The following is a 12,583-nucleotide window of genomic DNA, read 5'->3' on the forward strand; positions in this document are numbered from 1 at the left end:
AACTGCTGCAGGTCCGCGTCCGTCACCGGGTTCGTGGCGGGCAGCCGGCTCCCCGCCACCGCCTTCGGGTCGGCGGCTGTCGCCTCGTACGCCAGCTTCTGCCGGTACTTGGCCAGGTACTCGTCGTACAGCGGCTTGAGTTCGGTGCGGGTGCTGCCGATGGCGCGGGCGGCGGCGGCGAGTGCGTCGTAGTTCGCGGCGGCGGCGTCGTGGGTGCGCTGTACGCGGTCGATGAGCTGGTCGAGTTCGCCGATGTACGCGCGGGCGGCGGCGTTGGTCTCCGGCGGCCAGGCCTCGGCGAGGCCGCGCCGGTACTCGCGCAGGCGGCCCAGGTGCGCCAGGGCGAGGTCGCAGACCTTCCGCCAGCCGGCGACCTGTTTCCACTGCCCGGTGGTGTCCTGGTCCTGGAGGCAGGCCCACATGCTGCCGACGTCCATCAGTCGCCAGTCGGTGATGCCGGAGGTGCGTCCGCCGCCCCGTTCGATCACGGAAGCACCGCCGGGCCGTCTCCGGGCGCGAGCCGCCCGCCCTCGGGCGTGCGGGGATCGGAGAGCCTCGGCAGTGGCCGTGGTGGGGTCGTGGTCGTGCCGGCCAGCGCGCTCTCGACGTCGGCGACGCGGGCGGCCGCGAAGGCGTCGGTGTGCCGGTACTTGGCGGCGATGTGGCCGGCGGCCTCGGCCAGGTGCCCGGTGGCCGGCACCATCCCCCAGACCACCTCGGCCGTGGCCTGCTGGGTCTCGTGGTGTGCCTGGAGGAACTGCACCAGCTCGACGAAGGCGTCCGCCGGGCGGGGCACGGCGGCCTTCATGTCGTCGGCGATGTACGACAGGTGGGGGGCGTAGTTGCGCGCGACCTCCTCGTGGAGCCGGTCGGCGAACTCGCGCATCCGCTGGATGTCCGCCTCGATGCCGCCGTACCCGTGCAGCCAACCCGCCGGCTGGTTCTCCTCGGGGATCATCGTCCCTCCCTGCCCGTCACCGCGCCGTTTCCCTGAGTGAGGTTAACGGCTCGCGCGGAATCCCGGCAGTCCCGGCGGGTACCCGAAAAAGGTCAGCGGGGGAGGCCGGAGGCCCGCCACGCGCCCGGGCCGGAGCGCGGGCCGGCGGTGGGACGGGCGCTGCGCGCCCAGTGCGACACGGGGGCCGGCGCGGCGGCGGCGACCGGCCGGGTCCGCACCATGACGGCGCCGACCAGCGCGGCCAGCTCCTCGGCGGTGGGGACCCCACGGACGATCCGGAACAGCGGCTCTTCGGCAGACATGACATCAGGGTACGGTCGCGAACTTGACCTTCGCCAGACAGTGGCGTGCCGCCGGTATGGCCGTCGCACCTGTTGGGTACGGTTTCAGCGATGTCTAACGCGCTTCCCCAACTCGTCGCCGACCGGTACCGGCTCATCTCGCCGCTCGGCCAGGGCGGCATGGGTCGGGTATGGAAGGCGCGCGACGAGGTCCTGCACCGGGACGTGGCCATCAAGGAGCTCGTCCCGCCGCCCAGCCTGACCCCGGAGGAGCGGCGCGAGATGCGCGAACGCTCGCTGCGGGAGGCGCGGGCCATCGCCCGGCTCAACAACATCAACGTGGTCCGCATCTTCGACGTGCTCCGCACCGACGGTGATCCGTGGATCGTGATGGAGTACGTGCCGTCCAAGTCGTTGCAGGACATCATCGCCGAGGACGGCCCGGTGTCGTCGGCGAAGGCCGTCGAGATCGGTCTCGGGGTGCTGGGCGCGCTGAAGGCGGCCCACAAGGCCGGCATCATGCACCGCGACGTCAAGCCGGGCAACGTGCTGATCGGCGACGACGGCCGGGTGGTGCTCACCGACTTCGGCCTGGCCACCATCCCGGGCGACCCGAACGTGACCCGCACCGGCATGGTGCTCGGCTCGCCCGCGTACATCGCGCCGGAGCGGGCGCGCGACGGCACGGCGGGGCCGGAGGCCGACCTCTGGTCGCTGGGCGCGACGCTCTACGCGGCCGTGGAGGGCAAGTCGCCGTACGCGCGGCCGTCGGCGATCGCCACCCTGGCGGCGCTGGCCACCGAGCCGCTGCCGCCGCCGAAGAACGCCGGGCCGCTCAAGCCGGTGCTCCAGGGGCTGCTGCGCAAGGATCCCGACGAGCGGATCACCGCCGAGGTCGCCGAGCGCATGCTCCGCAAGGCCGTCGGCCGCCGCGCCAAGTCCATCCCGCTGCTCGACGGCGTACGCCGGCCGGGGCCGAACGGTCCGCGCGAGCCGCGCCCGCCGCTGGTGCCGGCGCCGCGTCCGGCCGACGACCAGCCGGCGCGCCCGTCCGCCGGGCGCAGGTTCCTGCCGGGTACGGCCGCGGCGGCCGGAGCCGCTGCCGCGACGGCTTCCGCCGCCGACGCCGCGCCGACGGCGAAGGTGGACCCGCCGGTCGCCGAGCCGACCGCGAAGCTCGACACCACGCCACCGGCCGTCGACGACGAGACCCGGGTGGACGAGGCCGTCGGGGGCCTGGACGAGACCCGGGTGGACGGCCCGAAGGCCGACGCGGCGGCGCCGCCGGCCCCGCCGAAGAACCCGACCTCGGTCCTGGCCGAGCCGGTGAGTCCCGCGCCGTCGACCGGCCGGGCCGCGGTGATCCCGGGTACGCGACCGGAGCGCAACCGCCGCAACCTGCTGCTCGGTGCGCTGGCACTGTTGCTGCTGGTCGGCCTGGCGGTGGTGGTGCCGTTGCTGAACCGCGGCGGCGACCAGAAGGACGACGGTGGTCAGCCGGCGGCGGCCACCTCGGCGGCCCCGGCGCCGACCACCTCCGCGGCGGCGCCCACCTCGGCCGCCCCGAGCAGCGCCGCGCCCAGCCCGACCCCGTCGGCCAGCCCGTCACCGACCGGCTTCGTCCTGCCGGCCGGCTGGACCTTGTACACCGGACCCGTCGGGTTCAAGGTGCCGATTCCGCCCGGTATGAAGGCCAAGATCGGCCAGGACAACTCGGTGATCGTGTACGACACCACGGGTGGCAAGCGGGAGCTGTTCATCCAGTGGACCAACTCGCCCGAGAAGGACGCGGTCGCGGACTGGAAGAGCAAGGAATCCTCCCGCCACCGGTACGTCAGCCAGTACGAGTACATCGACATCCAGGCGTGCAAGTGGTACCGGACCTGCGCCGACTGGGACTGGTTCGAGTCCCGTGACGGGGCCCGGATCCACGTCCGGAACCGGGGCGTGGCGACCGCCAGCAACCGGGGCTTCGCGCTGCGCTGGGAGGTCCCGGTCGGCGACTGGGACGCGAACCTCGCCAACTGGGACGTCATCATCAAGGGCTTCCAGCCGGACCGGAAGAACTGACCTGCGGCTTTCCCGCGCCGCGAAACTCATTCGCATGACCTTCCGTCCGCCGGGGTATTGAACCGGCGACGACGCAAGGAGGCACGACATGAGTCACCGACACCGGGACACCGGACCCCGGCTGGCACTGTGGATGCTGGTCGCGCTCGGCGACGTCGTCCTGCTGCTGGTGGCCGCCGGCCTGTCCGCGCCGGTCGCGGCGCTGGCGGTCGTGGTCCTCGTCGTCGCGGGGGTGGCGACGTGGCGGCTGGCCCGGCGTACCACCCTGACCGGGCGGGCCGAGGTGCCCGTGCCGGTGGTGACGCGACGCAGGGCCTGACCCGCAGCGGTACGGACGACAGCGGCGGCAGCCGGACCGAGGTCCCGCTGCCGCCGATTGCTGTCGGGGCGTACGTCAGGTGTTGTTGGCCAGGGCGACCAGCCGGGTGCGGTCGCCGTTCCAGTAGTTGCGGTCCACGTTGCCGCTGATGCCGGAGACGCTGCCGCTGCTGGTGTACTGCCAGAAGCTCCAGACCGGGGCGCCGGCCGGCAGGCTGCCCGGGGTGCTCGACCAGCGGGCCAGCCAGAGCGGGTGGTTGGTCCACGGGCCGGTCCAGCTGCCGGTGCACTGGTTCCACCAGCTGGTGGTGGTGTAGATGACCGCGTACCGGCCGGTGCGGGACTTGTAGCGGTTCAGGAAGTCCTGGATCCAGGTGCGCATGCCCGACGTGCTCAGGCCGTAGCAGTAGCCACCGCTGTACGGGTTGGCCTCGATGTCGAGCGCGGCCGGCAGGGTACGGCTGTCGGCGGACCAGGCGCCGCCGTTGCTGGCCAGGTAGTCGGCCTGCGTCGCGCCGCCGGAGATGTTCGGCCGGGCGAAGTGGTACGCGCCCCGGATCACGCCCGCGTTGTACGCGTTGACGTAGTTGGTGTTGAAGGCCGAGTCCTTGACGCTGGTGCCCTCGGTGGCCTTGATGAAGGCGAACTGGATGCCCGAGTTCTTGACGCTGGTCCAGTTGATGGTGCCCTGGTAGTGCGAGACGTCGATGCCGGGGGTGGTCGCGGCGGCGGCCGGTCCGGCCGTGGCGACGAGGGCCGCCGCCGCGGTGGCGGCGACGGTGAGACCGGCGGCGAGCAGCCGGCGTACGGACAGTCTGCGGACCATTGAAGCCTCCAAGGACGCCAGATCGACTGACGACAATCTTTGGAGGTATCTGCCCTAGATCACAAGAGCACTTAAGGAAATTTTCATCGAGCCTCGTCGTTGCCGCGACGGACCCGCGATCACCGGCGCGGGACGGCTCAGCGCAGCGAGGCCGGGTCGATCGCCCACCGGAAAGGATCGGAAACGGTCAGTGTCTCGCCCGCCTTGGCCACCCGGTCCTCGACGTAGTGCCCGCCGTCGAGCCGGTGCAGCCGCAGCGAGTGGCTGTCGCCGTCCTGCTCGACCAGCAGGTACCAGGGGATCCGGGCGATGGCATAGAGCTGCATCTTGACCAGCCGGTCGGCGGCGGCGTTCCCCGGCGAGACGATCTCGCAGATCAGTCGCACCTCGCCCGCTTCGACAACGGTGCCCTCGTCGTCGGTGTCGGCGACGACGACGTCCGGAATCACGATGCGGTTGGCCCCGAGGCGGACGTTCACCGCCTCGAAAACCAGCAGTCCGTGCGGTCGGACAGCGGGTCGCAGGTTGTCCACCAGGTTCCACGACACCATCTGGTGGCGCTTGCTCGGAGCAGGGCTAACGATCAGGCTCCCGTCGAGCAGTTCGATCCGGCTGCGGCTCTCGCCGATGGCGAAGTAGTCGGCCTCGGTCCACGGGCCGACGTGCTGGCCGAAGGAGTCCGCAGGCTCGATGGGTGCCGCGCTCATCGGCGTTCACCTCCCGCTCCGCTCGCCGCCGGATCAGTCTCACACGATACGAGGCCGCGCCCGGGTACCGACACAGTTCCGGGCGGTAGGCTCCCCGGCCATGCCCCTGATCGACGGCCTGCGCACCATCTGGGACACCCTGCTGAGCGCCCAGCCCGATCCGCCGCCGCTACTGGTCCTGCTCACCGCACTGGTCGCGGTGATCGTGGTGGCGCTGCGGCTGCCCTGGCGGATCGCCCGGAACGCGGTCACCATCGCCCACGAGGGCGGGCACGCGCTGGTCGCCCTGCTCACCGGCCGGAAGCTGCGCGGCATCCGGCTGCACTCGGACACCTCCGGGCTCACCCTCTCGGCCGGTCGCCCCACCGGGCCGGGCATGATCCTCACCCTGCTGGCCGGCTACGTGGCCCCGTCGCTGGTCGGCCTCGGCGGGGCGTGGCTGCTCGCCGGCAACCGGATCACGCTGCTGCTCTGGGTGGCCGTGGCGCTGCTGCTGGCCATGCTCGTCATGATCCGCAACGTCTTCGGCGTGCTGTCGCTGCTGGTCACCGGCGGCGTGGTGCTCGCCGTCTCGTGGTACGCGTCCCCGCAGGTGCAGGCCGCGTTCGCCTGGACCTCGGTGTGGTTCCTGCTGTTCGGCGGCGTACGCCCGGTGGTGGAGCTGCAACGGCTGCGCAGCCGGGGTCGGATGCCGGAGTCCGACGCGGATCAGCTCGCCCGGCTCACGCCCTTCCCGCCGCTGTTCTGGGTGGGCGTGTTCCTGCTGGTCAGCCTGGCCGCGCTGGTCGTCGGCGCGCTGCTGCTCGCCGGCCCGATCCTCACCGACGCCGGCCTCACCGTCTGACCGGCGGCACCGGACCGGTCGCACCGGTCCGCGGGGCAGCAGCCGACGGCACCGGACCGGGGCCCACCGGGCCGCTCGGCAGCGGGCAGAATCGGTCGGATGCGATACGTCATCATCGGAGCGGGCGCGGTCGGCGGCACCATCGGCGTACGGCTGGGGGAGGCCGGGCGCGACGTCACCCTGGTGGCGCGCGGCGCGCACCTGGCGGCGATCCGCGAACACGGCCTGACCCTGCACACCCCCGACGGCACGCTGACCGGCCGGCTGCCCGCGGTGGCCGGTCCCGAGGATGAACCGCTGCCGGCCGACACCGCGCTGGTGCTGACGGTGAAGTCGCAGGACACCGAGGCGGCGCTGGCGACCTGGGCGGACGCACCGGTCGAGGGCGGCGGCACCGCCGGCGAGCGGCTGCCGGTCGTGCTGGCCCAGAACGGCGTGGCCAACGAGCGGGCCGCGCTGCGGCTCTTCGCCCGGGTGCACCCGGTCTGCGTCTGGCTGCCCGCCACCCACCTGGAGCCGGGCGTGGTGGTGGCCAACGGCCACCCGCACCCGGGGATGCTGCACCTGGGCCGCTACCCGTCCGGGTCGGACGGGACCAGCCGGGCGGTCGCCGCCGACCTGACCGATGCCGGGTTCGTCGCCCCGGTCCGCGACGACGTGATGCGCTGGAAGTACGGCAAGCTCCTGGCCAACCTGGGCAACGGGCTCCAGGCCCTGCTCGGCCGGGAGATCCCCGACCCGCTCGCCGCCCGGGTCCGCGCCGAGGGGGAGGCGGCCCTGGCCGCCGCCGGGATCGCGCACACCACCCGCGACGAGGAGGCCGCCGAGCGGGGCGACCTGGTCCAGCACCGGCCGGCCGGCGGCGAGGAGCGGGCCGGCGGCTCCACCTGGCAGAGCCTGGCCCGGGGCGCGGGCTCCGCCGAGGCCGACCACCTCAACGGCGAGATCGTGTTGCTCGGCCGGCTGCACGGCGTACCGACGCCGGTGAACACGGCGGTCCAGGTGGCCGTCCGGCGGGCGGTACGCGAGCGGATCCCGGCCGGCGGCTTCCCGCCGGCGGAACTGGAGAAGATGGCGGGCTGACCCGGCAACCGGAGGACTCACCCCAGGCGTGTCCCCTCCGACCGCCACGGGGAGGTAGCAGCGTGCCGGACGTCGACGGGTTCGACGAGTTCTACCGGGGCAGCCGACAACGGCTGCTCGGCTACGTCTATGTGCTCACCGGTGACCTGGCCGAGGCGCAGGACGCGGTGCAGGAGGCGTTCATCCGGGCCTGGCAGCGCTGGGAGACGGTGTCCGGGTACGACGACCCCGAGGCGTGGCTGCGGGTGGTGGCCAGCCGGATCGCGGTGAGCCGATGGCGCAGCCTGCGCAGCCGGGCCCGGGCGTACCTGCGGCACGGCGCGCAGGAGAGCATCCCGGAGCCGAGCACCGACACGGTGGCGGTGGTGGCCGCGCTGCGCCGGCTCTCCGAGGAGCAGCGCACCGCCGTCGCTCTCTACTACCTGTGCGGCATGCCGGTGGCGGAGGTCGCCCAGGCCACCTCGGCCCCGGTCGGCACGGTGAAGGCGCGGCTGTCGCGGGCGCGGGCAGCGCTCGCCGGGCTGCTCGCCGTCGAGGATCTGGAGGAGGAGGCCGCCCGTGCGTGATCAGGATCTGAGCTTCGTCGAACTGGTCCGGCGGGACCTGCAGAGCGTCCGCTGGTCCGAGGCGGCCGAACTGCGGGCACGCGCCCGGCGCCGCAGCCGTCGCCGGACGGTAGGCGCTGCCGCGGCCGTGTTCGTCCTGCTCTCCGGCTCGGCGGTGGCCGCGGCCGGCCTGCCCGGCTCCGGTGGCCGCCCGGCGGTCGGGCCGGCTGCGTACCCCCCCGGCCGGGCCGAGATTCCGCTCGACGCCCTGCTCCAGGCCGAAGACCTGGCGGGCGGGGTCAGTGCGCCCTACACCGAGGCAGGGCTGGGCGAGCCGATCGTCCTCGATCCGGAGTGGACCCGGTGCCTGGAGGCGCGGAAGGTGCGGCCGATCTGGGAGAGGTCCCGCTACTCACGGTCCCAGTCGGTCTGGGCACTGAAGAGCCGGGAGTTGCGGCTCGTCCAGGACGTCTACCGTGTCGACCCCGGGCAGGCGCAGTCCTTCGCCGCGGGCATCGACCGTCGGATCAGGCCCTGCCTCGACTGGCAGGACGTGCAGTCGGGCCCGGTTCTCACCGGGCCGACGGTGGGGGAGTTGGCCGAGTTGGCCGTGAACCACCGCTGGGAGGTGGTGGCGCGCAACTTCGCCGGGGATGATGCGGTGCTGATCCGGCACACGGCGGGTGAGACTCGGCGGGAGGGTACCGGCGAGGTGCTCGCCGCGCCGCCGATGCCGCAGACCGTCGTGGTGGTGCGAGTCGAGGATCTGGTCACCGTCTTTCAGCTGAGCGGGGCGGGGAGCGATTGGCAGCTCGAACGGCTCGCGGTGGCCGCCGCCCGTCGTCTCTGTGTGGCCGCCAACCCCGGCTGCTGACGCGTCGAGGCCCCGCCGGACCTCCGGCGGGGCCTCGACGTCGAGCCCTTACAGCGGGATGTTGCCGTGCTTCTTGGGCGGCAGCGTCTCGCGCTTGGTGCGCAGCACCCGCAGCGCCCGCACCACCTGGGTCCGCGTCTCGTGCGGCGGGATCACCCCGTCGACGTAGCCGCGCTCGGCGGCGATGTACGGGTTGGCCAGGGTGTCCTCGTACTCGGCGATCTTCTCGGCCCGGACGGCGGCCGGGTCCTCGGCGTTGGCCAACTCCTGCCGGTACAGGATGTTCACCGCGCCCTGCGCGCCCATCACCGCGATCTGCGCGGTCGGCCAGGCGAAGTTCAGGTCCGCGCCGAGGTGCTTCGAACCCATCACGTCGTACGCGCCGCCGTAGGCCTTGCGGGTGATCACGGTGACCTTCGGGACGGTGGCCTCGGCGTACGCGTAGATGAGCTTGGCGCCCCGGCGGATGATGCCGTCCCACTCCTGCCCGGTGCCGGGCAGGAAGCCGGGCACGTCCACGAAGGTCAGCACCGGCACGTTGAACGCGTCGCAGGTGCGCACGAAGCGGGCCGCCTTCTCCGAGGCGGCGATGTCGAGGGTGCCGGCGAAGTGCATCGGCTGGTTGGCCACCACGCCGACCGGGCGACCCTCGACCCGGCCGAAGCCGACCACCAGGTTCTGCGCGTAGAGCGGCTGGACCTCCAGGAACTCGCCGTCGTCGAGGACGTGCTCGATGACCCGGTGCATGTCGTACGGCTGGTTCGCCGAGTCCGGGATGAGGGTGTCCAGCTCCCGGTCCTCATCGGTGATGTCGAGGATCGCCGGGGCGTCGTGGACCACCGGCTCGTCGAGGTTGTTCGACGGCAGGTACGACAGCAGCGCCTTGACGTACTCGATGGCGTCTTCCTCGTCGGCGCCCAGGTAGTGCGCGTTGCCGCTGCGCGAGTTGTGGGTGCGCGCGCCGCCCAGCTCCTCCATCGCCACGTCCTCGCCGGTGACCGTCTTGATCACGTCGGGGCCGGTGATGAACATGTGCGAGGTCTGGTCGACCATCACGGTGAAGTCGGTGACCGCCGGCGAGTAGACCGCGCCGCCCGCGCACGGGCCCATGATCAGCGAGATCTGCGGGATGACGCCGCTGGCCCGCACGTTGCGGAAGAAGATCTCCCCGTAGAGGCCGAGCGAGGCGACGCCCTCCTGGATCCGCGCGCCGCCGGAGTCGTTGATCCCGACGACCGGGCAGCCGATCTTCATGGCCAGGTCCATCAGCTTGACGATCTTCTCGCCGAAGACCTCGCCCAGGGAACCGCCGAACACGGTGAAGTCCTGCGCGAAGACGCACACCTGCCGGCCGTCCACCGTGCCGTAACCGGTCACCACGCCGTCGCCGTACGGGCGGGTCCTCTCCAGCCCGAAGTTGGTCGAGCGGTGCCGGGCGAACTCGTCCAGCTCGACGAAGGAGCCCTCGTCGAGGAGCAGCTCGATCCGCTCCCGGGCGGTCTTCTTGCCCCGCGCGTGCTGCTTCTCGACCGCCCGCGCCGACCCGGCGTGCACCGCCTCGTCGAGCCGCCGCTCCAGGTCCGCCAGCTTGCCGGCGGTGGTGTGGGTGTTGATCCCGGTCTCGGTAGTCACCCACGGAATATAACGATGGTTCAGGCCGGTGCCGGTGTGCAGTGCGCCTCACCGCTTGCGGCGACCAGTCGGTCCGGGGGCCGTAGGCTGACGGGATGCCCGGCTCGCCGTACACGGATCTGGATCGCCCGCCGCTGTCGGCGGCCCGGCTGCAACGGGCGCTGACCGGCCCGCACGGGCCGTGGCGCCGGCTGGAGCTGCGCGCGGAGACGGCCTCCACCAACGCGGACGTGGTCGAGGCGGCCCGGGCCGGCGAGCCGGAAGGGCTGGTGGTGGTCGCGGAGCGGCAGACCGCCGGCCGGGGCCGGCGCGGCCGGGTCTGGGAGTCGCCGCCCCGGGCCGGCATCGCGACCAGCGTCCTGCTCCGCCCCGGGGTGCCCGTCGCGGAGCGCGGCTGGTCACCGGTGTCGCCGGCCGGGTACGGCTGGCTGCCGCTGCTGGCCGGGGTGGCCCTGGTCGAGGCGGTGGTCCGGCTGGCCGAGCTGGACGCCCGCCTGAAGTGGCCGAACGACCTGCTGGTCGACGGGGCGAAGTGTGCCGGCATCCTGGCCGAGGCGGTGCCGGACGGCCCGCCCGGCCAGCCACCCGCGATCGTGGTCGGGGTCGGCCTCAACGTGACCCTGCGCGCCGACGAGCTGCCGGTGAACCCGACCGGGCTGCCGGCCACCTCGCTCCAGCTCGCCGGGGCCACCGCCACCGACCGGGACCCGCTGCTGCGCGCGCTGCTGCGCGCGCTGGCCGACTGGTACGACCGGTGGCGGGCGGCCGGCGGCGACGCGGTGGCCAGCGGGCTGCGCGACGCGTACGTGGCGGCCTGCGCGACCGTGGGCCGCCAGGTGCGGGTGCTGCTGCCCGACGGCCGGACGGTGCACGGCGCGGCCACCGGGGTGGACCCCGACGGTCAGCTCCTCGTCGACGGCCCGGACGGGGAGCTGCGGCTGGCCGCCGGCGACGTGCTGCACCTGCGCTGAGCGCGACCCCTCCGCGTGGCCGATCCCGCTGCGCCGTTCGACCCGCTACGGTCAGCGCGTCCTGTTTCCGCGAGGAGGTTCTGCAGTGGCGTTCCCCGAAGATGTGCTCACCGAGGACGAGCACGTCGTGCTGCACCTGCACCCGCACTGGAAGGCCCTGATCCGGCCGATCCTGGTGCTGGTGCTCGCCGTCGCGGCGATGGTCGCGGGCTGGGTCCTGCTGCCCGACGGCGACGGCGCCACCATCGCGCTGTACGCGATCGCCGCGATCGGCCTGGTGCTGGTGCTCTGGTTGGGCCTGTGGCCGTTCCTGGTCTGGCGGACCACCCACTACCTCTTCACCAACGAGCGGGTGCTGCTCCAGGAGGGGGTCTTCTCCCGTAACCGGCGGGACCTGCCGCTGACCCGGATCAACGACCACTCGATGCACCAGCGGTTCCTGGAGCGGCTGCTCGGCTGCGGCACGCTCACCATCGAGTCGGCCGGTGAGCGGGGCCAGTCGGTGCTGGCCGACGTGCCGCACGTCGACCGGGTGCAGACCAGGCTCTACGAGCTGGTCGAGGCGCAGCACGACAAGCACAGCCTGGGTGACGGCGAGATGCGCGAGATGCTGGCCGACATGGCCGAGGGCAAGCCGCTGCGCGACCCGTCCGCCTGAGCCGGTACGCCGCGAGCCGGCAACCGGAGCCGTCGACCGGCCGGTCCCGACCCCGCCCGGGGGTGGGACCGGTGGGTCAGCGGCGCGGTGAGCGGCGCGGGGTGGGCTGGAGCCGGTCCTTCAGGTCGGCGTCCAGGGTGCGGCCGAGGCCGGCGTCCGCCACCGCGGGACGCCCCTTGGGCGGGACGTAGTCGGCCCGCCGGTCGGCGGCCCGCTCGCCGGGCCGGGGCTCGGTCTCCTCCAGCTCGCTGACCGATTCGGCCAGCTCGGCGACCGGGTCCATCTCCGCCACGTTGTCCCACTCGTCGCGCGGGATGCTGTGCCAGTTCTCCTCGGCGTGCTGCGGCACGGGCTGGAAGACGAAGTTCCGGTAGGACCAGAAGCGGAAGAGGGTGGCGAGCAGGACGCCCCCGGTCTTGGCCACGTTCAGCATCAACAGGCTGGTGATGCCCAGGCCGTACTTGGCCGCGGCGAGGACACCCAGCTCGATGAGCAGGCCGGTCGCGTTGAAGACGAAAAACAGGACGTACTCCCGCTTAAGCGCGGATTTCGGTCGGTCCCGGTACGTCCAGTGGCGATTCATCAGATACGACGTGATGGTGGCCACCACGGTCGCGATCACCGTCGCCTTGAGCTGACCGTTCTGGAAAACGGTCAGTGCCAGCGCATTGAACACCGCGTAATTGATGACGGTGTTGATGCCGCCGACGATGCCGAATTTGAGCGCCTCGTGGACGAACTTCTGCCAGCGCTCGGGCAGCAGGCGGACAAGAGGCATGCGGAACACCTTAGGGCAGCGGGCAGGGCCGACTGGGC

14 protein-coding genes are annotated in these 12,583 nt (G+C 72.7%); 8 read left to right on the forward strand and 6 right to left on the reverse strand.

Going from position 1 to position 12,583, the window contains the following annotated elements; translation table 11 throughout:
* Positions 1–484: 484 nt before the first annotated feature.
* Positions 485–958, reverse strand: coding sequence for a hypothetical protein (locus GA0070611_RS26595; protein WP_091670118.1), 474 nt, complete (start codon positions 956–958; stop codon positions 485–487).
* A gap of 92 nt (positions 959–1,050) precedes the next feature.
* Positions 1,051–1,260 carry an acyl-CoA carboxylase subunit epsilon gene (locus tag GA0070611_RS26600; RefSeq protein WP_091670121.1) on the reverse strand — a complete coding sequence of 70 codons (210 nt, stop codon included), beginning with the start codon at positions 1,258–1,260 and terminating at the stop codon, positions 1,051–1,053.
* A gap of 90 nt (positions 1,261–1,350) precedes the next feature.
* On the opposite strand from GA0070611_RS26600, the gene GA0070611_RS26605 reads away from it, so the two are divergent.
* Together GA0070611_RS26605 and GA0070611_RS26610 are read left to right on the forward strand one after the other, a co-directional pair.
* Positions 1,351–3,309, forward strand: a complete 1,959-nt coding sequence (locus tag GA0070611_RS26605) for a serine/threonine-protein kinase (protein ID WP_091670127.1) — start codon at positions 1,351–1,353, stop codon at positions 3,307–3,309.
* 88 nt (positions 3,310–3,397) lie between these two features.
* Positions 3,398–3,628 carry a hypothetical protein gene (locus tag GA0070611_RS26610; protein WP_091670131.1) on the forward strand — a complete coding sequence of 77 codons (231 nt, stop codon included), beginning with the start codon at positions 3,398–3,400 and terminating at the stop codon, positions 3,626–3,628.
* A 75-nt stretch (positions 3,629–3,703) separates the two neighbouring features.
* On the opposite strand, the gene GA0070611_RS26615 is transcribed toward GA0070611_RS26610, so the two are convergent.
* Complete coding sequence (locus GA0070611_RS26615) at positions 3,704–4,453, reverse strand: GH25 family lysozyme (protein ID WP_091670134.1); 750 nt, start codon at positions 4,451–4,453, stop codon at positions 3,704–3,706.
* Between the two features lie 137 nt (positions 4,454–4,590).
* A complete protein-coding gene (locus tag GA0070611_RS26620; protein ID WP_091670138.1) occupies positions 4,591–5,160 on the reverse strand; it encodes a Uma2 family endonuclease in 570 nt (189 codons plus the stop codon).
* A 100-nt stretch (positions 5,161–5,260) separates the two neighbouring features.
* Between GA0070611_RS26620 and GA0070611_RS26625 the strand changes: the two genes are divergently transcribed.
* From GA0070611_RS26625 to GA0070611_RS26640, 4 genes are all read left to right on the forward strand, one after another.
* Positions 5,261–6,004 carry a M50 family metallopeptidase gene (locus GA0070611_RS26625; RefSeq protein ID WP_091670143.1) on the forward strand — a complete coding sequence of 248 codons (744 nt, stop codon included), beginning with the start codon at positions 5,261–5,263 and terminating at the stop codon, positions 6,002–6,004.
* A 99-nt stretch (positions 6,005–6,103) separates the two neighbouring features.
* Positions 6,104–7,087, forward strand: a complete 984-nt coding sequence (locus tag GA0070611_RS26630) for a ketopantoate reductase family protein (RefSeq protein ID WP_091670147.1) — start codon at positions 6,104–6,106, stop codon at positions 7,085–7,087.
* Positions 7,088–7,149: 62 nt separating this feature from the next.
* Entirely contained in the window at positions 7,150–7,653 is a 504-nt protein-coding gene (locus tag GA0070611_RS26635) for a SigE family RNA polymerase sigma factor (protein ID WP_091670152.1), read from the forward strand.
* Positions 7,646–8,506, forward strand: a complete 861-nt coding sequence (locus GA0070611_RS26640; RefSeq protein WP_091670156.1) for a hypothetical protein — start codon at positions 7,646–7,648, stop codon at positions 8,504–8,506. Before GA0070611_RS26635 ends, GA0070611_RS26640 begins: the two co-directional genes overlap by 8 nt.
* 48 nt (positions 8,507–8,554) lie before the next feature.
* Here GA0070611_RS26640 and GA0070611_RS26645 read toward each other — a convergent pair whose 3' ends face one another.
* A complete protein-coding gene (locus tag GA0070611_RS26645; RefSeq protein WP_091670160.1) occupies positions 8,555–10,138 on the reverse strand; it encodes an acyl-CoA carboxylase subunit beta in 1,584 nt (527 codons plus the stop codon).
* Between the two features lie 95 nt (positions 10,139–10,233).
* Here GA0070611_RS26645 and GA0070611_RS26650 point away from each other — a divergent pair, with 95 nt between their 5' ends.
* Together GA0070611_RS26650 and GA0070611_RS26655 are read left to right on the forward strand one after the other, a co-directional pair.
* Positions 10,234–11,109: a biotin--[acetyl-CoA-carboxylase] ligase gene (locus GA0070611_RS26650; protein WP_091670164.1), complete on the forward strand. Its 876-nt coding sequence runs from the start codon at positions 10,234–10,236 to the stop codon at positions 11,107–11,109.
* 85 nt (positions 11,110–11,194) lie between these two features.
* Positions 11,195–11,767, forward strand: coding sequence for a PH domain-containing protein (locus tag GA0070611_RS26655; protein WP_091670169.1), 573 nt, complete (start codon positions 11,195–11,197; stop codon positions 11,765–11,767).
* 76 nt (positions 11,768–11,843) lie between these two features.
* Here GA0070611_RS26655 and GA0070611_RS26660 read toward each other — a convergent pair whose 3' ends face one another.
* A complete protein-coding gene (locus tag GA0070611_RS26660) occupies positions 11,844–12,545 on the reverse strand; it encodes a GtrA family protein (protein ID WP_091670172.1) in 702 nt (233 codons plus the stop codon).
* Between the last annotated feature and the right edge of the window lie 38 nt (positions 12,546–12,583).

Source organism: Micromonospora auratinigra (assembly GCF_900089595.1).
Classification (GTDB): Bacteria; Actinomycetota; Actinomycetes; order Mycobacteriales; family Micromonosporaceae; genus Micromonospora; species Micromonospora auratinigra.